Below are 19,453 nucleotides of genomic sequence, written 5' to 3'. Positions count from 1 at the left end.
AGGGAACAGAGACTGGTTTAGATGCCAACACGGTTTGTGTAAGGGGGCAGTTATGACCAAATACAGCAATATACTCGTTGTTGCCGATCCAGCGCAGGATCATCAACCAGCATTGTCTCGCGCTATTCACCTTGCTCGTCGCTCTGACGAGGTAAAAATTACTCTTTTCTTGGCAATCTATGACTTCTCGTATGAGATGACATCTATGCTCTCTGCCGATGAACGGCAAGCAATGCGGCGTGGTGTTGTTATGCAGCGTGAGGAATGGTTGAAAGATCTCATCCGTCCGTATACCGATGACGGCTTTAATATTCAGTTGACGGTTGTCTGGCACAACCGTCCTTATGAAGCCATTATTGCTGAGGTATTCAGTAATCATCATGACTTAATTATCAAAGCGACCCATGACCACGATAAGATTGGCTCTGTGATTTTCACACCGACTGATTGGCACCTGCTGAGAAAGTGCCCTTGTCCGGTATTGATGGTGAAAGATCATAGTTGGCCAGAGAACGGAAAAATCTTGGCTAGCGTTAATCTTGCTGCGGATGATGAAACCCACGATAAATTGAATGACTCGATTGTTGACGAGGCTAAATCTGTCGCCGATTTACTAGGTGCGGAAGTTAACTTGGTTAACGCTTACCCTGCCACGCCGGTTAACATCACCATTGAACTGCCTGAGTTTGACCCGGCTTCATATACTGATGCAGTCAGGGGACATCATCTCAAATCAATGAAGGCGCTACGACATAAGCACGGCTTACCTGAAGAACAGACGCATGTGCTTGAAGGGTTACCGGAAGATATCATTCCTCAGGTTGCCGAAGATATTGATGCTGAGCTAGTGATTCTCGGCACGACTGGGCGAACAGGTTTATCTGCAGTGTTTATTGGTAATACCGCCGAGCACACTATTGATAGCCTCAATTGTGATTTATTGGCGCTGAAACCAGAGGGGTACGTTAGCCCCTTAAGTCCTAACCTTCCATAAAACAAACACTATGCTCATTAAAAAAGCCTCGCAAGAGGCTTTTTTAATGATAGTTTTCTAGATGTGCGCACTAACGTAACTCGATAGGCTGAACCGGCTGTACTTGGTTGCTTGCAGGCTTTTCTTCAGCATTTGCCAGTTTTTTCAGCAGTGATGTCAGATAAAGTTCATTCCGAATCTTATTACAGTAAGCGTGGCTAATATTACGTCGATTCCACTCACTGGCAATGGCAACTCGAGTCTGGGTGGATCTTCGCCCAAAGGCGTAAGTTTCACAGATTTCAAGATTGCTCATTTGTTGTGGTGTTTTGGTGACAGTGCTACTGCGCATACCTAACTGCTGTGATTGCGAAGAAGAGCAACCTGCCAAGCTTGATAAGCAAAGTGCAATAAGCGCTGTTTGAAGCGGCTTTGAACGGCGAATCATTGAAGGTGTAAGCATAATATTGATTTATAATGATTTGTTGTCTTTCGCCATTATAACCGATTACGACTTACATCCAATCTAAATTCAAGCCCCTACGTTTCTCTATGATTAACTGTGAGCTTTATTCAAACCATAAATAGCAGAAATGAAAAAGGGCTGATTAGCACATATCAGCCCTTTAAAGGATTCGACTTTGTAAATTAGTCAGCAGTATTGTAGTGATACTCAAAGACTGAATGGCTTGAATCATTCACTCGGGCATCGCCAATATGGCCAGCAGGCATTGAAGCATCACCTGAAGTGGTTAACTGGGCCTCCATCACATTCATTGCCGGAGTATTCGCCTGCTGAATCAAGTGTGTTGTAGGAGCTGTACGCTCACCGGTTGTTGAAAGGTGGTAGTCCAGTACATCATTTGCCATTGCTTGTGAAGACAGAACCAAAGCGCTGATGATAACGAAAGCTGATTTTTTCATAACCTACCTCTGTGTCTATTATCAGTACCCTCTGTCCTTGAGAGTGTTGAACAATTCTTTGTGAGGTTTGAACTCCCTCACTTGATGTACACATTGTAGGGTTATGCTTGTCTTAATCCCATGGCAGAAATGGATTAGTGATATATCAAATACGCATCTCTGAATGCCAGCTTAATACTAAAAATGCATCTCGGTTGCTTATCTTGTATAGCGCTTTACTTGTTTGTTACCCGTAGTTGCTTGATTTCTTGCTCTAGCCAACGGTACTTATCGGTGTTCCAGTGCTTTTGGTTATACGTCATCACAACATCCAGAATGTCTCGTCGTTCAGGTTGGCCTGCCTCATCCATTTCCACAAACTGAAAGGTTTGTTGATCAACAATTTTGTATAGCTCTCTTGGGGCAATAAACAGCATGTCTTCAGTTCGCAACGCTTGTAAGATTGGGTGAGCATGCTGGCTTCGAAAAGCAGGTTTCTCACGTAGTTTGGCATACCTTTTCACAAGCTCCATTTGTTGATTGAAGCCAGGTACAACCATACCTGCCCAGCGATAGTTATCTAACTCTTCAATCGGTATCGGCTGATTTTCTTGGACAAACCCACGGCGGCAAATGAAACCAATTTGGCTCTTGGCAATGTTCTTCTGGTACACATCTTTAGGGGTGTCTAGGGGCTGGTAAGTAATGGCTAGATCACAACGGCCATCTTGTAGTTGGGTGATAGTACTGGAGCCAAAACTGTATAGTTCCAGTTCTACATTAGGACAAGTACGGTTAAATAAACGATAGATTTCGGTGCCATAGCTCTCTATCAAGAAACCATTGAGTGCGATTCGAAAGCGCCCTTCCATTTGACTTGGTTCAAACTGCCTGCTCTCCAGAGCTTTTTCAAGTTGAGTATAAATACCTGGCAATACGGATGCGAGTTCTTCTGCCCGTGGAGTAAGTTTCAGGCCACGGTTATGACGAACGAACAGTTGATCATCCAATGCTTCTCGTAAACGTCCAAGTGCCCTGCTCACAGCTGGCTGGCTTGTATCAAGCCGATCGGCTGCCCGATGAGTATTCTTCTCTTCCAATAACACTAGAAGGACTTTGAGGAGGTTTAGATCTAGTGTATTCAAATTCATTTGCTTTCCATTTATAGTTTGCCTACATACATATACTATGCTGATTTATAGGCGAATATCCACTGTATGTAACATGTGTTTGTAGCCAACAAAGATGAAATTGATAACGAAAAAAGGCGAGCAACTCTAGTGTGAGAACTTTCATTGCTAGAATATATATCGTTATAAGATTTGCCTAAGTGGTTTAGTAGTTAGCGACTTTCATTAATTATAAATAATTTTATTAAAGTCATTTTACTATCTATTTAATTCCATTAATCAAAAAGAAATCATAACTTTGCTTTTTATTTTTATTGATTCTTAGTTTTAAAATCTTATCAAGTGAATAGTTATAGTAAAAACATTAGGTGTTTGCATATCACGAAAAATGAGCAGTAATTTCATGTTTTCATCATTAATAATCTTTATCAATCAAAAACTATTATAGAATAGCCGTCATGAAAGAATAGCAGTAGATGAATGGCCTAATTGAAAATTATAGGTGCTATAGGATAGCCATGGGCAGGATTTATGATGAAAAAGACTATTTTGCAATTTATGTTCACAAAGTTTTTAGCAAAACAATGATAGAAGTAGGCCACCTTTCATTAACTGCAATTGTTGAAGTTCAATTTAAGAATAATATGAACCGATATCACAAATTACCAATCAAATTACGTGAAGTCAAATACAACGAAATGCAGTTTGAGCGTGGTTATTGGAAGCGTTATAGAAAGAAATAAGTGATTGATAGAATTGCTATTTTTCTTAAGGTTTAGCGCGAGTAATTTTTTAAAATATGCAGGAAATTGTTTCATGGATAAAGAACAGGCACTTAATGAGTTTAGGGTTCGTGGTTTCTCACAAGTCTATTGCTTATTTGAGAATACATGCGGTTATATTCTTACAGGGAAATTGATTAATTACTCAATTACCTTATCTATTGATCTTATTGATAATTTTGAATCATATTTACTTATTAAAAGTGTCAGTAAGATTAAGCTAGACAGTCAATCTATCAAAGTACCCTACTCTGATATTCGTGGAGAGACACTTGAAAAATGGACCCAGTCAAACATTAGAAATATCAGAAAAATGGAAATGAAAATACAAGCGAAAAAAGTAAAAGCCATGTGTATCAGACACATGAAAAGAACGAATGGGATTTTAATATAGGTGTTATAAATAACTATGAAAAACAAGACATTCTTTTACAGGATGTTGACAGCATTAACTCTGGTATCCTTATTCTTAGTATTTTTGCTCGTAGTTGATGATTCAGATACCTCTCCTTCTCTAGCCTGCCAGCAGAGTCCAAAATGTTGGTCTAAGTGGCATAATAGTTACGCAGAATCAGAGTGTAAGCCATTAATTGAGAAGTTTGCAGAATACGGTGTCGAATGGAAAATACGCTTCAAACATCCGCTGTTTAATCGATCAACCCTCAGCAGTGAGGACAAGCAAAATCTTCTATATATTGGCGATCGTGTTCAGTTTGTACAAGCTGACGGTTCGAAAAGAAATATGCAATATGGCTGTTTCTTTGATACACAGAGCCTTAATGCCCTCGATGTCGTGTTGTGGGATGTTCTTGATGGAAAATGATATGAAGTGTCTGCTGTCAGCAGTAAAAAAGGGAGAATAAAAGCTATTCTCCCTTTCTTTTTGATTAGATGTTGGTCACATCAATAAACATTGATTCGTCAATGTTAGTGGATGAGACAACCGCTTCGCTGAATTCGTACTCTTCACGTTCGCCTTCGCGATCCAGCGGTAGGTTAACAAAGTCAAACAGGTTTCGGTCAGCCAGTTGGCTTGGGCTAACATTTTGAATTGATTTGAAAATACTCTCTACGCGACCTGGGGTCTTTTTGTCCCAGTCAATCAGCATTGCCTTGATAGCCTGACGCTGCAAGTTTTCCTGAGAGCCACATAGGTTACAAGGAATAATTGGGAACTCCTTGTGCTCTGCGTATTTGATCAGGTCTTTTTCACGGCAGTAAGTTAACGGACGGATAACTACATTACGGCCATCATCAGAGCGTAGCTTTGGTGGCATCGCTTTAAGGCGAGAGCCATGGAACATGTTCAAGAACATGGTTTCTACAATGTCATCCAAATGGTGACCTAGAGCCAGTTTCGTCGCACCAATTTTCTCAGCGAATGAGTACAGCGTACCACGGCGTAGACGTGAGCAAAGGCCACATGTGGTCTTACCCTCTGGGATCTTCTCTTTGACTACTGAGTAGGTGTCCTTATCCACGATGTAGTAAGGAATATTCAGCGTTTCAAAGTAGTCCGGCAGAATATGATCAGGGAAACCAGGTTGCTTCTGATCCAAGTTAACAGCAACAACGTCAAACTTGATTGGTGCAGCTTTTTGAAGATTCAACAGGATATCTAGCATCGCAAATGAATCCTTACCACCACTTATGCATGCCATAACAACATCATTTTCTTCGATCATGTTGTAGTCAATAATGGCATTACCAACATTTCTTCGTAGGCGCTTCTGAAGCTTGTTGAATTCAAGGGTTTCTTTTCTAGTGTCTGTTTGATTCATTGCGATTTCTCACACTGCCGACAGTATCGACGGTTGATTTCCTGATTGGATTTTCGTAAGGCGTGGATTATACGGATTTTTGAGGCCAGTTGAAATATTTGTCTTAGCCTAAAGCGCGATATGACATACATACTCACTTTGGTCGTTAACCATAGTTGAAGTAGTACTTTGTTCGTAAAGTAATTTGTCCTGATAGCAAAAGAAAGCCGCATCGAATGATGCGGCTTTAACACGGATGCTTTTTAGTTACTTAAACAAGCCAATGAAGAACAGCTTGATGTAGTCGATCAAACGGCTGAAGAGTCCGCCTTCTTCGACTGATTCCAATGCAACCAAGGGGACTTCGGCTACGTCTTCACCATCAACTTGATAGAAAATTTTACCTACGATTTCACCTTCGCTGATCGGAGCAGTTAGCTCTGAAGTCAACTCGACGGTTGCATTCATTTTGCTCACATCACCACGTGACAAGGTCACGTATGTGTCTTCCATCGTACCTAAAGAAATGGTGTCGGTATTACCCATCCACACTTTTTCATTGATTAGCTCATCACCCTGCTTGTGCGGTGAGACAGTCTGGAAGAAACGGAAGCCGTAGTTTAATAGCTGCTTGCTCTCCGCTTCACGTGCTTTCGGACTGCTTGAGCCCATAACAACAGAAATCAAGCGCATGTCGCCTTCTGTCGCCGAACTGGCCAAGCTGTAGCCGGCACCACTGGTATAGCCGGTCTTCATACCGTCAACATTCAGGCTACGGTCGGCCAGTAAACCATTTCGGTTGCGCTGAGTGATATTGTTGTATGTAAACGAGCGTTCGCTGTAGATTGAGTAGATGTTCGGGAGATCTTTGATCAGCGCACGGCCAAGTAACGCAATATCGTATGGTGTTGAGTACAGTTGATCGCTATCTAAACCATGTGGGTTAGAGAACGAACTGTTGTTCATGTTCAGCTTTTTGGCCCAAGAGTTCATCAGGCTAACAAATGCCCCTTCAGAACCTGCCACATGTTCAGCAATTGCTACACTGGCATCATTGCCCGACTGAACAATCAAGCCACGGTACAAATCCATCATGTTTACTTCGGTATTTACCTCAATAAACATCTTTGACGAATCTGGGAAGTTACGTGCCCACGCATTGCGGCTGATCACCACCAGATCTTCTTCGCTGATGTTGCCGCTTTTCATTTCTTGGCCAGCAACATAGCTTGTCATTAGCTTAGTCAGGCTCGCTGGATTAAGTTGCTCATGGGCATTTTTTTCAACAAGAACCTGACCAGTATGGTAATCCATCAAGACATAGCCGTTTGCACCCAGTACCGGTGCATCGGGAATGACTGTAGGTGCAGCAAAGGCAGAGGCCGAAAGACAAAGTGTACCTGCAGCTAAGGTGCGAAAAGAGTGTTTCAGTTGTATATTCATTATTCTCGCCGTCGATGGTGTTATTGGGAGCAGTATATCTAACCTAAGAACGAAATCTTGTAAGCTTTACGAAGTCTTACGTTATTGTAAAATCCGTTACAACTGGCAGTTAAGTTAGTGTATTTTTTAACCCAAGATATAAAATTTCAAGCAACTTTTCCTGCTTTACTTCGCGTATTTCAATGCTGATCGCTTCAATTCATACCTGCAATCCAATATTCAGGCATAGCGCACGCGTAAAAATGCCGTTAGGATAAAGTAAAGCAATATTTTCTCAGGCAGAGATAAGTCGACATAAAGGAATGACAATGACTTTCTATGAAAAACTAGTACAGCATAATAAGAAGATTTCTCGGCTTGAACACCTTGAAGCCATTTGTGGCTGGGATCAGGCATCCATGATGCCAGAGGGAGGTAACCAAGCTCGCTCTGAAGCACTTGCAGAGCTTGCCGTTATCAAGCATGAGCTTTCAACTGCACCACAGCTTTCTGACTGGTTTGAACAAGCCGGGCGTGAAGAGTTAGATGCTGAAAAGGTAATCAGCCTTCATGAAATGAAGCGCAGTTGGCAACAGGCTAATGTTTTACCGGCTGAACTGGTAGAGCAGAAATCTTTAGCATGCTCTAAATGTGAACATGCTTGGCGTACTCAACGTGAAAAGAATGATTGGCAAGGCTTCAGCCAGAACCTAAAGGATGTTGTCGAACTGGCTCGGCAGGAAGCGCAAATTCGTGCTGAGGCAACAGGACTGAGCCGTTACGATGCCCTACTCGATCTGTACGAGCCTGGCATGACGACCCGCGAACTTGATGAGCTATTCAGTGATGTAAAAAGCTGGCTACCTGATTTGATCCAACAAATTATGGAACGTCAGAGCCAAGATGTGACAATTCAACCGGTTGGTCCTTTCCCAGTAGAGCAACAACAAGACTTAAGTCGTTCATTGATGACCAAGCTTGGTTTTGATTTTAACCACGGCCGACTGGATAAAAGTATCCACCCTTTCTGCGGCGGTGTGCCTACTGACGTCCGAATTACTACCCGTTATGATGAAGCCGACTTTACATCCGCTCTGATGGGCGTAATTCATGAAACAGGCCACGCTCGCTATGAGCAAGGTTTACCTGAAAAGTGGGCTGGATTACCGGTAGGTAAAGCCCGTTCCATGGGGATCCATGAATCACAAAGCTTGTTCTTTGAAATGCAGCTATCACGTAGCGAGTTGTTCATTGATATCCTTGCCCCGCTTGCCGCTGAGACATTCCAGCGCAATGATGACCCAGCTTTATCAGCTGAGAACCTGACCTTGCTCAACACCCGAGTCAAACCAGGATACATTCGTGTTGATGCCGACGAGGCCACCTATCCTGCCCACGTTATTCTGCGCTATGAGATTGAACGGGATCTGATTGAGGGCAAAATTGAAATCGAAGATATCCCTGAATTGTGGGATAAGAAAATGTCCGAATATTTAGGGGTTTCCACTAAGGGCAATTTCACAGACGGCTGTATGCAGGATATTCACTGGACCTTCGGTGCTTTTGGCTACTTCCCATCGTACACTTTAGGCGCGATGTATGCGGCGCAATTCATGGCAGCCATCAACAAAGAGATGAATGTTGATAACCTTGTTCGTGAACGCAATTTACAACCGATCTTCAACTGGCTTGACCGTCACGTTTGGAAACGTGCTTCAACCGCCTCTACTGATCAGTTACTGATTGATTCAACTGGTGAAAGGCTGAATGCCAAGTATTTCAAGCAGCACCTTGAGCAGCGTTACCTCAAATAAGGAAGCTTGAAGCAATACCAAGCAGGATACAATGGAAAAGAAAGCCGCTAAATATTAGCGGCTTTCTTCAAAAAGGTGATTTGTGCTCTTGTTGTGGTTAGCTTTGATAACGCGTACTTTAGTTGGGCCTCTAGCCTTTCATGCTCTAAAGTTGCGTTTTTGATGCCTTGCAATCCCTCGATGGACTTAGCCCTTCTATAAAGCGATGTGCTCTGCGCAACTTTACACTCAGCCACTTTTAGGCTGACTTTTAACTCTTCGGCTTGTAACTTCCATTCTTGGGCTTCAAGCTTCATAAGCTGTAAAGTGCCGTTGATACCGTTCGATGATGCTTCAGACATACTGCTCATAATGTACATAACTTTTCCTCATCGCTAGTTGATGGCGGTAGATTACCAGTACAAAAAAACACCACTTACCATTTTGCGCCAGCCCGCATTATCTTGATCCGGTTTATACTCATTACATCTTTAGCTTTAGGAGGCTGACAATGAAATATACGGCTGGCGATCTCGATTACAAAGGTGAAGAATCTGGGGTGCATAACTGGATCACCAAACAAGGCAAGAGCTTTTACTGGCATCCAGATTGGCTACATATTGCTGAAGACCAAACCGGCCTCCATGCCAAGCAGCAGTTAGATATTGTAGGAGATGAAAAAGGAACCAAAGACCACGCCGTACTCGCCATCTTAAAGCACCTAAACGATTGGATGGTTGATGAAATAGACAAACACCCAGAAGTGAAGAATCAACCAAAGTTGTAGATAAAAACATCAAAGGCACTGATTGGAAAGTGCCTTTGGTTATTACATTAAGCTAAGTTCAAGGACCGAGTTCACCGAGTCACCATTCCACTTATAGGTAAAGTGTCGGCTTTGACAGACTTTATTTACCAACACAGGTTTATACAGAACATAACAATCATGGCCTTGGTGCCGAACAGATTGGTATACAATCCCATCCCCTTTTTCGACTTTGATTTCACTTGCTAGTGCCTGAGAATGGATGTAATTGGTTGGGTGATAGAGCGTAGAATCTAATAGGTGTTGTTCGCGTAAATCTACTAACTCTGCGTTGAACCAAGCATCAATACAGCGCATCTGAATATCCTGGGCCGGCTCATTGGTATAGCCCATTACCCGCTCCATATGGTGAACGGTTTCTTTTATCGCGGTGTTCACTTCAGGTGAAGCATAATAACCACCGAAATCTGATGTATTGAACCGAGCGCCATCTGGGTTTACATGGGTAAACGCCGCCATCACATAGCTACAATGCGGGATCCCGACTAACCTCTCCTCTGGAGGTATGCGGCCGAAATCACCGGTTTCTTCGGCAAGCCTTGGGTTGGTTATGGCTTCAATAGCAAAGATCGCTTCGAGCTGATCCGGGTCTGCGACATCTTCATACAGGTTGATTGGCGGATATTTCGAAGGAATCAATCGGTAGCAAAGCTGCTCAGAAAAGGACGCCTTGTTCATATCATTGAATTTAATGTCCATTTATGATTGTCCGCCTCGCCACGCATTGAGCCGTGTCGCGACTTGATAAAGGTCAACAACTTTTCCCTGACACATAATTTCCATCGCCGAACGACCAGCAAAGAATGGATGGCTATTCGGTCTTTGTACCCAGTTATATACACTCTCTTCCGCAGTGAACATGATGCGCAGGCACTTATGGATATTAAGGATATAACTCATTCTTTCCAATAGATCTTTCGAGACTTTGGCTGACTCTGGATGCGTACGGTACTTGTTCAGCGTTGAGCGGCTGCTTAATCCAAGCAGTGCCATTTGCTGACTTTGACTACATGACCATTTATCAAGAATGTTAAATACAACGGGCAAGACGGTATTTCCCGCCTGAGCAAGTTGCTGGGATTGATTGGCTTGGGCTGTATTCATTACCACCACTCCATTTGTCCATATATGGACAATGTTAGCATGTTTGTTTTAAAGCAACCACTAAGGACTTGTTCATATTTAAGCATCAGATAAAAAAATACCCAGCCTTTGCTGGGTATTACATTTACCTACACACAGGGTTGAAGAGGTAAGCTTAAGCCTGCGTACTTTTCGCAGTGTTCTCGGCAATCTTCACAATAACCTTAACAGCCTGCTCCATTCCTTCAATCGTGATGAATTCATGGATGCCATGGAAATTGTAGCCACCGGTGAAAATGTTCGGGCAAGGAAGTCCCATAAATGACAGACGTGCACCATCAGTACCACCACGGATAGGTTTGATCAATGGCTGTACATCACATTCAATCATCGCTTGCTTGGCAAACTCAATAATGTGCGGATGAGGCTCAACCATTTCACGCATGTTGTTGTAGCAATCAGTCAAAACAAGCTCAACACGGCCTTTCTTCAACTGGCTGTTCAGTTCATCGACTTTAGCTTGCATGAAGGCTTTACGGCGCTCCAAGCCTTCACGGTCGAAGTCGCGGATAATGTAGCCAAGTTCGGTACGGGCAACCGCTGGCTCCATAGATTTAAGGTGGTAGAAGCCTTCGTAGCCTTCTGTACATTCTGGTGTTTCTTCAGCCGGCATCATCAACTGGAACTGCGCTGCGATGTTCATGGCGTTAACCATCTTGTTCTTGGCTGTACCTGGGTGAACATTGATACCGTGACAGATAACATCTGCAGAAGTGGCATTAAAGTTTTCGTACTCCAATTCACCCACTGGGCCACCATCGATAGTGTAAGCCCATTTCGCACCAAATTTTTCTACATCAAACAGGTTGGCACCGCGACCAATCTCTTCATCTGGAGTAAAACCAATGCAAATATCGCCATGTGGAATTTCAGGCTTCGCTTTTAGGTGAGCAACCGCAGTAATAATTTCGGCAATACCGGCTTTGTTATCAGCACCTAGTAGAGTGGTACCGTCAGTGGTGATCAGGTTATGGCCGTGTAGCTTGTTCAGATCTGGGTATTGAATAGGTGAAAGTACTTCATCTCCAATACCAAGGGCGATATCACCGCCTTGGTAGTTCTCAACGATTTGAGGCTTCACATCTTTGCCTGACGCATCTGGCGCTGTATCCATATGGGCAATAAAGCCAATTGCCGGTACGTCGTAGTCCACGTTTGAAGGTAATCGTGCAGTCAGGTAACCATTGTCATCCAGTGTGACATCTGAAAGCCCGAGCTCATCGAGCTCTTCTTTCAGTTGTTGAGCTAATACACGCTGCCCTTCAGTACTTGGGCAGTGGGCATTGGCTGGGTTAGATTGAGTTTCAAAGCTTACGTATCGTAGAAAACGCTCAATTAAGTTATCCATGTCCCACTCATTTTGATCAATTCAGTTAATATTCCCAGCAAGTATCCTGATAGGAGCAACTAAATGAATTGCGATGAATCAGTTTTTTGTGCATTAAGTGGAGATTAGTTAGAGCACTGACCAATTTTTTTAACGCAAATCACACCAAACTCGGTATTTTTGATTAACAAATCAACAATTAGTTTGCTTATAAACTGCCAAGACCGTCTTCGTGAGTTAATGCTGTGTGAATGATTCACATGCAAGCTACTTTGGCGATGAATAATTCGACTGAGCCTGATCGTCACCTCGGTGAAGCCGAAGTTAAAGTGTGTGGAAATGTAAAATGTTGATCAGCCGCTATAGAACTCACATCTTATTTAGCCGCCATTCAGTATGTGTGACATTGGTAGAAAATATTTTCTCAAATAGTGCATAAGATGAATTTAAACCAAGGAGGTCTTATGCTGACAAATCTATTTCTACCGCATGAACCCATTGAAAAAACTTTGGATGTTCAAATACCTGTTATCAACGATAATATTCCAGCCAAGCTCAAACTGAGATATAGAAAAGGACAATTAAAAGCAAACTTACACTTCTGCAATAAAGATGGAAATGAAAAGCTAGATTTGTTCTACCCTCGTATTGCTTCGGAGTTCAAGCGTCAGGCGAAGCTTAATTTTACTCAATGCTGCCAATCTCGTTACTTACCCAACTCTTTACTTACTTCTCAAGTGTCGAAGTGGTGCAATGACAACGCCAAGTTGTATATCTCTTACGAAACATCAGATGGAATCAAAGTGACCGAACATCAAAAAGGAGGTATCAGAATCAAAGCCAAAAATAGTGATTTAAATGTTTAACTTTCCTTCTATTTATAAAAAGCCCGGATTAGTATCCGGGCTTTCTTTATTGAGGCGATGTTTTAAATCAGGCTTGAGGGATCCAAGGTGTCACTTTTACTGCTGGCTGTGCAAAACTGACTGATTGGTCATCGGCAAGGGAGGAAAGTTCGATAACTTGTGTCTCACCATTACCAAAGTGAACAACAACACCTTCAACGTCCGGCATGAACCAACCGGAGAACATGCCACCTAAATCAGACAGCATCTGGTTCATTTGAGGGACGAGCTTGGCAACTTCTGATTGATCTATAGACGTACCGTAATCTTTCTTCGCAATGACCTGCATAGACACATCACAGGTAATGCCATCATCGATGACGAAAGTGACATCAGGGTTAGCCTGGCGCAAGTTGCTGTCGACGGGAACAGACAATTCGTTATTGGTTGGAATGACAAGTTGTTCGAAATGCTTGTCCTTGCGCATAGACCCTTCATGGATCTGACAGACGCTGCCGTCTTGCTGGTTAAGAAGGAACAATGCAATTTTTACATCATCATGCCCTTCTTTCACATTCTGCTTGAGCTTGCTGTAGAGTGTGCTGTAACGCATTTCTATGTTCTGCGCTGCTGCTTCCTGAGCATAGAGTGATGTACTGGCAAATAAGCCAGCCAAAAGCCAATAGGTCAACTTCATCCTTTATCCTTGGCGCCAATATTGATTGTTATGCTTGATCATGGCTTGTATCTCATCGACATATGCCTGACCACGTTCTGAGTAACGGCTCAGCCCTTCTGCTAGTTTAGTCCCTTCAATCACCTCTCCGGTCAATCGTTGGGCAGCGCGGATATCACGCAGGTCCTGATAAGCTCGATTGGTGTTAACATTCATGAAGTACGCTTGCACTGACAAATACGGTGATGCAAAGACAGCCACTTCATGGCTCGCGCCATCATCTCGGGCGTTAGGGACTAAACCGCAGCCCTTACGATAACACCATTGACCAAAATAGTTATTTCCTTCCACCGCAAATCGTGATGTTCCCCACCCTGATTCATTGGCGGCCTGGCTTAAAACAAGTGATTCTGGAATAACATCTACTCGGTTTAACATGGCAGTCAACCACTCGGCGGTCACTCCCTGCTCATTGAGTGTGACCTTATAGGTGTCAGCCAACTTTTCTGCGTAGTTAAATTGATCGCTTGAAAGCGCCTCACCGGAGGAGACGGCTGATTTGATAGCCTCTAAGAAGAGACGCTCTTTCTCAACCCGTTGGTTTTCATGTTCAACCGCAGGACGTAGAAAATCAAAGAAAGCAGCTTTCTTTTGATTAACATCGGCTATTTGGGAGAAATCAGGCTTGGAACTTTGTGATGAGGCCGCTGGGGCCTCATCGCTAGAGCTTTGAGAAGGTATTTCACCACATGCTGTCAATCCACTGACAAATGCAAGAATGGCAACTTTACTGGTTGTTATATTTTTTATCACGCGTCAAAAACCTTTGGATCCCCCTGCTGGTTTTGGTCGTTATCGTCTTGGCCTTTCTGAACCGTTGTGACATGCAGCGACACGCCAAATAGGTTTCGGTAAATAATGGCTTTCACATTGAAGAAGAATGGGATTGTCCAAATTAAACCGATGCCAGCAGTGGCAAATGAAATAATAAACATTGTTAGGATGACAATGAAAATTGCTGTCATCGGCAATAGTTTACGTAAAGTTGCGACCAGTGAAAACTGAATTGCTTTCAATGGTGACAAACGTTTTTCACATACCAGCATAATGGCTAGGCTAAAACCCATAGAAAGCAGCATACCCAGAATCGGGAAAATTGCATTGGCTATGCCCTGCAGGGATGCACTTAGCAAAACGGTAATAATAGACACCAAAGCAAAAGGGAAGCCTTTAACCAAGTAACTTGGTTTGCTCGGTAAACCTACCGCATGGTTCAATGCCATCAAGCTCACACCTGCCAATAGCGGTGCGCTCAAAACATCAGACCAGAAATTTGCCATGTAGCCCGCCTCAATGACAGAAGCAGATATCTCCCCGCCAGTAATAATGGCATCGAAGAATGTTGCAGCACTGCCTAATTGAACTTGGAGTCCAAGAAGAAGCAAGGCAACTTGGGCCAGAAACAAACCAATAACAGCTGGCAAGAAAGTCAGAAAATTCTTGGCTGTGATCTTCCAGGCCTCTTGAAGCACTGACAGAGACTGAAGTTCGCTCTCACCCTTCAATGCTCTTTCGATTGAACCGCCAACTTGGAATGTTTTGTTATTCATTTGTATTTCACTAACTATTACACACTTGGCCAGTGATTGTACGCTAGTTAGGCACGATAGAGAAACTTTGGTAGTAAAACAGCCTCTGCTGCCATAGTGTGATTTTTGTTGGCGAATTAACCAACCTGTCTGAATACACTATGATTAATAGGTTACGCCTCAGCATTAACCTAGGTTACTTATTGATTTATAAGCTTAATTTTACTTAGTGTTAACTCGTTATATTGACTGTCATAAAACAAAGATATGTGAGTGTAAAAATAGTCTGAGAAATTGGAAAAAAACGCTTTGAATTACACGGTTAGGGGACTATTATGCGCCCCCTAAATTCAACCTAATAGTTGGGGGGATTATCTATGAAACCCCTGGGTGGAGAACTTGTAGAATTGAACGCTGCAGAAACAACTAAAGCACCGGTGATTCAGCTAAAAGGGCTGAGCAAAAGCTTCGACGGCAAGCAGATCATCACTGGTCTCGATCTGAATGTAAACGATGGTGAATTCCTAACCATCCTTGGCCCTTCTGGCTGTGGTAAAACAACTGTACTTCGCCTTATCGCCGGTTTTGAAAATGCCGATGCGGGACAGGTTGTTATTGCCGGCAAAGATGTGACAGCAATTCCGGCGGAACAGCGCAACGTAAATACTGTATTCCAGAGTTACGCGCTATTTCCGCACATGACGGTATTTGAAAATGTTGCCTTCGGTTTGCGTATGCAAAAAGTCGCCGAAAGCGAGATTGAACCGCGTGTAATGGATGCGCTACGCATGGTGCAACTTGAAAAGTTTGCCCCACGTAAGCCTCACCAGTTATCAGGTGGCCAGCAGCAGCGTGTCGCTATCGCACGTGCGGTTGTGAACAAGCCAAAAGTATTGTTGTTAGATGAATCTCTGTCTGCGTTGGACTACAAACTTCGCAAGCAGATGCAGATCGAGCTTAAACAACTGCAGCGTAAATTGGGGATTACCTTCATTTTCGTTACTCACGATCAAGAAGAAGCCCTTTCGATGTCAGACCGTATCATTGTTATGCGCTCTGGTAACGTTGAGCAAGATGGTTCTCCTCGTGAAATTTACGAAGAGCCAGAAAACCTATTTGTCGCGCGCTTCATTGGCGAAATCAACGTGTTTGATGCTGTTGTCAAAGAGCGCCTAGATGAAACCCGTGTATTGGCGAATGTTGAAGGACGCCCTTCCATGATCCACTGCAAGCTACCAGTTAGCCCGGGTGACAAGGTTAAGGTATTGCTGCGACCTGAAGATATTCGTCTTGAAGAGATCAACAATGGTGACGAAGCACAAGGCATCATTGGCTATATCCGTGAACGTACCTACAAGGGTATGACGCTTGACTCAGTGGTTGAACTGGAGACGGGCACGTCTGTCATGGTAAGTGAATTCTTCAACGAAGATGATCCTGATGTGGACCACTCTCTGGATCAAAAAGTTGCGGTTACTTGGGTTGAAAGCTGGGAAGTGGTGCTGGCAGATGAACAAGAAGCTTAATCTTCAAAACATCATCATAACCATCATTGTTGGTTGGCTATTGCTGTTTGTTTTTATTCCCAACCTGATGATTATCGGGACCAGTTTTCTGACCCGAGATGATGCAAACCTGATTGAAATGACCTTTACATTGGACAACTACATCCGGTTGTTCGATCCGCTTTATGCCAAGGTCATGATGCACTCGTTCTACATGGCGCTGGTGGCCACACTACTTTGTTTGGTGATTGGCTACCCGTTTGCCTACGCGATTGCAAAGATGCCTGAGAAATGGCGTCCGTTTATGCTGTTTTTGGTGATTGTGCCGTTTTGGACCAACTCATTGATCCGTACTTATGGCTTGAAGATTATGCTGGGTACCCGAGGTATTTTGAACAATACCCTGCTCTACCTAGACATAATCGATAAGCCGCTGCGAATCATGTACACCGAGTATGCGGTGATGGTTGGACTGGTCTACATTCTTCTACCGTTTATGGTGTTACCGCTTTATTCGGCAATTGAGAAGCTTGATCACAACTATATTGAAGCAGCTCGTGACTTGGGTGCGAACAAGTTCCAGACATTCGTGAAAGTGATTTTTCCACTGACAATGCCAGGCATCATTGCAGGCTGTCTACTGGTGCTACTACCTGCCCTTGGTATGTTCTATGTGTCTGACCTATTGGGCGGCGCGAAGAACCTACTGATCGGTAACGTAATTAAGAGCCAGGTATTGAACGCCCGCGACTGGCCGTTCGGTGCTGCAACCAGTATTGCATTGACGATCGCGATGGCAGTCATGCTTTACGCCTACTACCGGGCAGGCAAACTGCTTAACCGTAAAGTGGAGCTTGAATAATGGGACGCGCATTTAAATTCAGTTTTATGACTGTGGTGTATGCCTTCCTATATACACCAATCATTATCCTGATTGTTAACTCATTCAATGCTAGTAAGTTCGGCATGAAATGGGGCGGTTTTACCACCAAGTGGTATCACCAGTTAGTCAATAACGACAGCTTGATGCAGGCAGCATGGCACTCTTTAAACATTGCCGTGTTCTCTGCGACTGCTGCAGCGATTATTGGTAGCTTGACGGCTGTTGCCCTCTTCCGCTACCAGTTCCGTGGCAAGCACTTTGTCAACGGCATGCTGTTTGTGGTGATGATGTCCCCGGATATCGTTATGGCAATTTCGCTGCTGGCACTGTTTATCTTGGTCGGTGCTGAACTAGGTTTCCTAACCTTGTTGCTTTCGCACATTACATTCTGCCTACCATTTGTAGTGGTGACAGTTTATAGCCGCTTGAAAGGCTTTGATGTAAAAATGCTAGAAGCAGCGCGTGATTTAGGTGCTAGTGAGTGGGTTATCCTGAAGCAGATCATCTTGCCTCTGGCCAAGCCTGCTGTTGCCGCCGGTTGGTTATTAAGTTTTACCCTGTCGCTGGATGACGTGATTGTTAGCTCATTCGTGACAGGCCCGAGTTACGAAATTTTGCCTTTGAAGATTTACTCCATGGTTAAAGTGGGTATTTCACCAGAAGTGAATGCATTGGCTACAATTATGCTGATTGTATCTTTGATTCTGGTTGTCAGCTCTCAGCTACTCGCTAGAGAAAAGATCAAATAAGGCTAGCAACACCGCTTTAAATTTGGCTGTAGCCAAAGAACGAGCAAGTGGCCTTCGGGCCACTTGTTTTGTATTAACACCCTAAAAGGGTTTTGGAGATGATAATCTAATGAAAAAATGGTCCGCTTTTCTAGCCGGTACTGCATGCGCTGCTGCAATGTTTTCTAACGTTGCCAATGCGGCAGACAAGGAATTAGTCTTTATGAACTGGGGTCCGTATATTTCTACGGAACTACGTGAGCAGTTCACTAAAGAAACTGGTATTAAAGTGATTTATTCGACTTACGAGTCGAACGAGACTATGTACGCTAAGTTAAAAGCCCACCCCCAAGGTTACGACCTGGTTGTGCCGTCAACTTACTTCGTTGCTAAAATGCGCGATGAAGGCATGTTACAGAAAATCGATAAATCAAAGCTAACCAACTTCAAAGAGCTTGATAAGAATTATCTGGATAAGCCTTTTGACCCAAACAACGACTACTCGATCCCACACGTTATCGCAATGACAGGCTTGGCAGTCAACACTGACATGTACGACCCTGCCGATTTCGATAGTTGGGCGGACCTTTGGAATCCTGAGCTTGAAGGTCAACTAATGCTTATGGATGACACGCGAGAAGTGTTCCACATTGCTCTGCGTAAATTAGGTTACTCAGGTAACACCACCGATCCTAAACAGATCGATGAAGCTTACGAAGAACTGAAAAAACTGATGCCAAACGTATTGGTATTCAACTCTGACAACCCTGCAGCACCTTACCTTGCCGGTGAAGTCGGTTTAGGTATGCTGTGGAATGGTTCAGCAGCCGCTGCTCAGAAAGAAGGCTTGCCTATTGAGCTAATTTGGCCAAAAGAAGGCGGTATCTTCTGGGTTGATAGTCTAGCCATTGCCAAAAACGCGCAGAATGTTGAAGCAGCCCACAAGATGATTGATTTCTTGTTGCGCCCTGACGTCGCAGCCAAGATTTCAGAAGAAACGGGTTACCTAACTGCTGTTGAAGCCTCTAACGCTAAATACAAAGACAACCCTACTCTATTCCCACCTCAAGAAGACCTTGATCGTGGTGAGTGGCAGGATGCAGTAGGCGAAATGAACATCCGTTACGAGAATTACTTCCTGGAACTAAAAGCCGGACAGTAATTTCCG

The 19,453-nt window shown here is 43.6% G+C and carries 23 protein-coding genes; 11 read left to right on the top strand and 12 right to left on the bottom strand.

The genetic code is table 11. The annotated features are described in order from the left end of the window. Positions 1-52: 52 nt before the first annotated feature. Positions 53-994 carry a universal stress protein UspE gene (uspE, locus tag C9J01_RS10730; protein ID WP_107298141.1) on the top strand — a complete coding sequence of 314 codons (942 nt, stop codon included), beginning with the start codon at positions 53-55 and terminating at the stop codon, positions 992-994. Between the two features lie 70 nt (positions 995-1,064). Here the strand turns inward: uspE and C9J01_RS10725 are convergent, their stop codons facing one another. The 3 genes from C9J01_RS10725 to C9J01_RS10715 all read right to left on the bottom strand — a co-directional run bounded on the left by C9J01_RS10725 (position 1,065) and on the right by C9J01_RS10715 (position 3,027). Then, positions 1,065-1,325, bottom strand: a complete 261-nt coding sequence (locus tag C9J01_RS10725; RefSeq protein ID WP_237156940.1) for a hypothetical protein — start codon at positions 1,323-1,325, stop codon at positions 1,065-1,067. 296 nt (positions 1,326-1,621) lie between these two features. Next, positions 1,622-1,897, bottom strand: a complete 276-nt coding sequence (locus C9J01_RS10720) for a hypothetical protein (protein ID WP_107298140.1) — start codon at positions 1,895-1,897, stop codon at positions 1,622-1,624. Positions 1,898-2,112: 215 nt separating this feature from the next. Beyond that, positions 2,113-3,027 (bottom strand): LysR family transcriptional regulator, encoded by a 915-nt coding sequence (locus C9J01_RS10715; RefSeq protein ID WP_107298139.1) that lies wholly within the window; start codon positions 3,025-3,027, stop codon positions 2,113-2,115. 497 nt (positions 3,028-3,524) lie between these two features. Here C9J01_RS10715 and C9J01_RS10710 point away from each other — a divergent pair, with 497 nt between their 5' ends. From C9J01_RS10710 to C9J01_RS10700, 3 genes are all read left to right on the top strand, one after another. Then, positions 3,525-3,749: a hypothetical protein gene (locus C9J01_RS10710; RefSeq protein ID WP_107298138.1), complete on the top strand. Its 225-nt coding sequence runs from the start codon at positions 3,525-3,527 to the stop codon at positions 3,747-3,749. Between the two features lie 73 nt (positions 3,750-3,822). Beyond that, positions 3,823-4,182, top strand: coding sequence for a hypothetical protein (locus tag C9J01_RS10705; RefSeq protein WP_107298137.1), 360 nt, complete (start codon positions 3,823-3,825; stop codon positions 4,180-4,182). A 15-nt stretch (positions 4,183-4,197) separates the two neighbouring features. Continuing rightward, positions 4,198-4,611 (top strand): hypothetical protein, encoded by a 414-nt coding sequence (locus tag C9J01_RS10700; RefSeq protein ID WP_107298136.1) that lies wholly within the window; start codon positions 4,198-4,200, stop codon positions 4,609-4,611. Between the two features lie 64 nt (positions 4,612-4,675). On the opposite strand, the gene ttcA is transcribed toward C9J01_RS10700, so the two are convergent. Further along, positions 4,676-5,569, bottom strand: coding sequence for a tRNA 2-thiocytidine(32) synthetase TtcA (gene ttcA, locus C9J01_RS10695; protein ID WP_107298135.1), 894 nt, complete (start codon positions 5,567-5,569; stop codon positions 4,676-4,678). A 246-nt stretch (positions 5,570-5,815) separates the two neighbouring features. Continuing rightward, positions 5,816-6,991: a D-alanyl-D-alanine carboxypeptidase family protein gene (locus C9J01_RS10690; protein ID WP_107298134.1), complete on the bottom strand. Its 1,176-nt coding sequence runs from the start codon at positions 6,989-6,991 to the stop codon at positions 5,816-5,818. A gap of 308 nt (positions 6,992-7,299) precedes the next feature. On the opposite strand from C9J01_RS10690, the gene C9J01_RS10685 reads away from it, so the two are divergent. After that, a complete protein-coding gene (locus C9J01_RS10685; RefSeq protein ID WP_107298133.1) occupies positions 7,300-8,784 on the top strand; it encodes a carboxypeptidase M32 in 1,485 nt (494 codons plus the stop codon). Positions 8,785-8,831: 47 nt separating this feature from the next. Here the strand turns inward: C9J01_RS10685 and C9J01_RS10680 are convergent, their stop codons facing one another. Further along, entirely contained in the window at positions 8,832-9,143 is a 312-nt protein-coding gene (locus C9J01_RS10680) for a hypothetical protein (protein WP_107298132.1), read from the bottom strand. A 131-nt stretch (positions 9,144-9,274) separates the two neighbouring features. Between C9J01_RS10680 and C9J01_RS10675 the strand changes: the two genes are divergently transcribed. Next, positions 9,275-9,550: a hypothetical protein gene (locus tag C9J01_RS10675; RefSeq protein WP_107298131.1), complete on the top strand. Its 276-nt coding sequence runs from the start codon at positions 9,275-9,277 to the stop codon at positions 9,548-9,550. Positions 9,551-9,592: 42 nt separating this feature from the next. Here the strand turns inward: C9J01_RS10675 and C9J01_RS10670 are convergent, their stop codons facing one another. From C9J01_RS10670 to pepT, 3 genes are all read right to left on the bottom strand, one after another. Continuing rightward, positions 9,593-10,288, bottom strand: coding sequence for an RES family NAD+ phosphorylase (locus C9J01_RS10670; RefSeq protein WP_237156939.1), 696 nt, complete (start codon positions 10,286-10,288; stop codon positions 9,593-9,595). Beyond that, complete coding sequence (locus tag C9J01_RS10665; protein WP_107298130.1) at positions 10,289-10,693, bottom strand: MbcA/ParS/Xre antitoxin family protein; 405 nt, start codon at positions 10,691-10,693, stop codon at positions 10,289-10,291. It lies immediately after the preceding gene. Between the two features lie 154 nt (positions 10,694-10,847). Next, positions 10,848-12,080, bottom strand: coding sequence for a peptidase T (gene pepT / locus C9J01_RS10660; RefSeq protein WP_107298129.1), 1,233 nt, complete (start codon positions 12,078-12,080; stop codon positions 10,848-10,850). A gap of 443 nt (positions 12,081-12,523) precedes the next feature. Here pepT and C9J01_RS10655 point away from each other — a divergent pair, with 443 nt between their 5' ends. After that, positions 12,524-12,925, top strand: a complete 402-nt coding sequence (locus C9J01_RS10655; RefSeq protein WP_107298128.1) for a hypothetical protein — start codon at positions 12,524-12,526, stop codon at positions 12,923-12,925. Positions 12,926-12,992: 67 nt separating this feature from the next. Here C9J01_RS10655 and C9J01_RS10650 read toward each other — a convergent pair whose 3' ends face one another. The 3 genes from C9J01_RS10650 to C9J01_RS10640 are packed head-to-tail and all read right to left on the bottom strand — an operon-like array spanning position 12,993 to position 15,190. Beyond that, on the bottom strand, positions 12,993-13,601 hold the full coding sequence (locus C9J01_RS10650; RefSeq protein WP_107298127.1) for a DUF2987 domain-containing protein: 609 nt from the start codon (positions 13,599-13,601) through the stop codon (positions 12,993-12,995). A gap of 3 nt (positions 13,602-13,604) precedes the next feature. Continuing rightward, on the bottom strand, positions 13,605-14,393 hold the full coding sequence (locus C9J01_RS10645) for a glucosaminidase domain-containing protein (protein ID WP_107298126.1): 789 nt from the start codon (positions 14,391-14,393) through the stop codon (positions 13,605-13,607). After that, positions 14,390-15,190, bottom strand: coding sequence for a DUF2189 domain-containing protein (locus C9J01_RS10640; RefSeq protein ID WP_107298125.1), 801 nt, complete (start codon positions 15,188-15,190; stop codon positions 14,390-14,392). The genes C9J01_RS10645 and C9J01_RS10640 overlap by 4 nt, the downstream gene beginning before the upstream one ends. A 386-nt stretch (positions 15,191-15,576) precedes the next feature. Between C9J01_RS10640 and potA the strand changes: the two genes are divergently transcribed. From potA to C9J01_RS10620, 4 genes are all read left to right on the top strand, one after another. Continuing rightward, entirely contained in the window at positions 15,577-16,695 is a 1,119-nt protein-coding gene (gene potA, locus C9J01_RS10635) for a spermidine/putrescine ABC transporter ATP-binding protein PotA (RefSeq protein ID WP_158264533.1), read from the top strand. Then, positions 16,679-17,536 carry a spermidine/putrescine ABC transporter permease PotB gene (potB, locus tag C9J01_RS10630; RefSeq protein WP_039461259.1) on the top strand — a complete coding sequence of 286 codons (858 nt, stop codon included), beginning with the start codon at positions 16,679-16,681 and terminating at the stop codon, positions 17,534-17,536. Before potA ends, potB begins: the two co-directional genes overlap by 17 nt. Next, entirely contained in the window at positions 17,536-18,306 is a 771-nt protein-coding gene (gene potC, locus C9J01_RS10625) for a spermidine/putrescine ABC transporter permease PotC (RefSeq protein WP_039461261.1), read from the top strand. Before potB ends, potC begins: the two co-directional genes overlap by 1 nt. Positions 18,307-18,415: 109 nt before the next feature. After that, entirely contained in the window at positions 18,416-19,447 is a 1,032-nt protein-coding gene (locus C9J01_RS10620; RefSeq protein ID WP_107298123.1) for an extracellular solute-binding protein, read from the top strand. Positions 19,448-19,453 lie beyond the last annotated feature (6 nt).

It is taken from the genome of Photobacterium rosenbergii, from assembly GCF_003026455.1.
Taxonomy (GTDB): Bacteria; Pseudomonadota; Gammaproteobacteria; order Enterobacterales; family Vibrionaceae; genus Photobacterium; species Photobacterium rosenbergii.
Note: the sequence above shows the minus strand (reverse complement) of the source record. Positions and strands in the feature narration are given on the sequence as shown.

What these genes read in the sequence shown, in the direction of transcription:
- uspE (WP_107298141.1), top strand. Translation starts at nt 53, where the DNA reads ATGACCAAATACAGCAATATACTCGTTGTTGCCGATCCAGCGCAGGAT.
- C9J01_RS10725 (WP_237156940.1), bottom strand. Translation starts at nt 1,325, where the DNA reads ATGCGCAGTAGCACTGTCACCAAAACACCACAACAAATGAGCAATCTT.
- C9J01_RS10720 (WP_107298140.1), bottom strand. Translation starts at nt 1,897, where the DNA reads ATGAAAAAATCAGCTTTCGTTATCATCAGCGCTTTGGTTCTGTCTTCA.
- C9J01_RS10715 (WP_107298139.1), bottom strand. Translation starts at nt 3,027, where the DNA reads ATGAATTTGAATACACTAGATCTAAACCTCCTCAAAGTCCTTCTAGTG.
- C9J01_RS10710 (WP_107298138.1), top strand. Translation starts at nt 3,525, where the DNA reads ATGGGCAGGATTTATGATGAAAAAGACTATTTTGCAATTTATGTTCAC.
- C9J01_RS10705 (WP_107298137.1), top strand. Translation starts at nt 3,823, where the DNA reads ATGGATAAAGAACAGGCACTTAATGAGTTTAGGGTTCGTGGTTTCTCA.
- C9J01_RS10700 (WP_107298136.1), top strand. Translation starts at nt 4,198, where the DNA reads ATGAAAAACAAGACATTCTTTTACAGGATGTTGACAGCATTAACTCTG.
- ttcA (WP_107298135.1), bottom strand. Translation starts at nt 5,569, where the DNA reads ATGAATCAAACAGACACTAGAAAAGAAACCCTTGAATTCAACAAGCTT.
- C9J01_RS10690 (WP_107298134.1), bottom strand. Translation starts at nt 6,991, where the DNA reads ATGAATATACAACTGAAACACTCTTTTCGCACCTTAGCTGCAGGTACA.
- C9J01_RS10685 (WP_107298133.1), top strand. Translation starts at nt 7,300, where the DNA reads ATGACTTTCTATGAAAAACTAGTACAGCATAATAAGAAGATTTCTCGG.
- C9J01_RS10680 (WP_107298132.1), bottom strand. Translation starts at nt 9,143, where the DNA reads ATGTACATTATGAGCAGTATGTCTGAAGCATCATCGAACGGTATCAAC.
- C9J01_RS10675 (WP_107298131.1), top strand. Translation starts at nt 9,275, where the DNA reads ATGAAATATACGGCTGGCGATCTCGATTACAAAGGTGAAGAATCTGGG.
- C9J01_RS10670 (WP_237156939.1), bottom strand. Translation starts at nt 10,288, where the DNA reads ATGGACATTAAATTCAATGATATGAACAAGGCGTCCTTTTCTGAGCAG.
- C9J01_RS10665 (WP_107298130.1), bottom strand. Translation starts at nt 10,693, where the DNA reads ATGAATACAGCCCAAGCCAATCAATCCCAGCAACTTGCTCAGGCGGGA.
- pepT (WP_107298129.1), bottom strand. Translation starts at nt 12,080, where the DNA reads ATGGATAACTTAATTGAGCGTTTTCTACGATACGTAAGCTTTGAAACT.
- C9J01_RS10655 (WP_107298128.1), top strand. Translation starts at nt 12,524, where the DNA reads ATGCTGACAAATCTATTTCTACCGCATGAACCCATTGAAAAAACTTTG.
- C9J01_RS10650 (WP_107298127.1), bottom strand. Translation starts at nt 13,601, where the DNA reads ATGAAGTTGACCTATTGGCTTTTGGCTGGCTTATTTGCCAGTACATCA.
- C9J01_RS10640 (WP_107298125.1), bottom strand. Translation starts at nt 15,190, where the DNA reads ATGAATAACAAAACATTCCAAGTTGGCGGTTCAATCGAAAGAGCATTG.
- potB (WP_039461259.1), top strand. Translation starts at nt 16,679, where the DNA reads ATGAACAAGAAGCTTAATCTTCAAAACATCATCATAACCATCATTGTT.
- potC (WP_039461261.1), top strand. Translation starts at nt 17,536, where the DNA reads ATGGGACGCGCATTTAAATTCAGTTTTATGACTGTGGTGTATGCCTTC.
- C9J01_RS10620 (WP_107298123.1), top strand. Translation starts at nt 18,416, where the DNA reads ATGAAAAAATGGTCCGCTTTTCTAGCCGGTACTGCATGCGCTGCTGCA.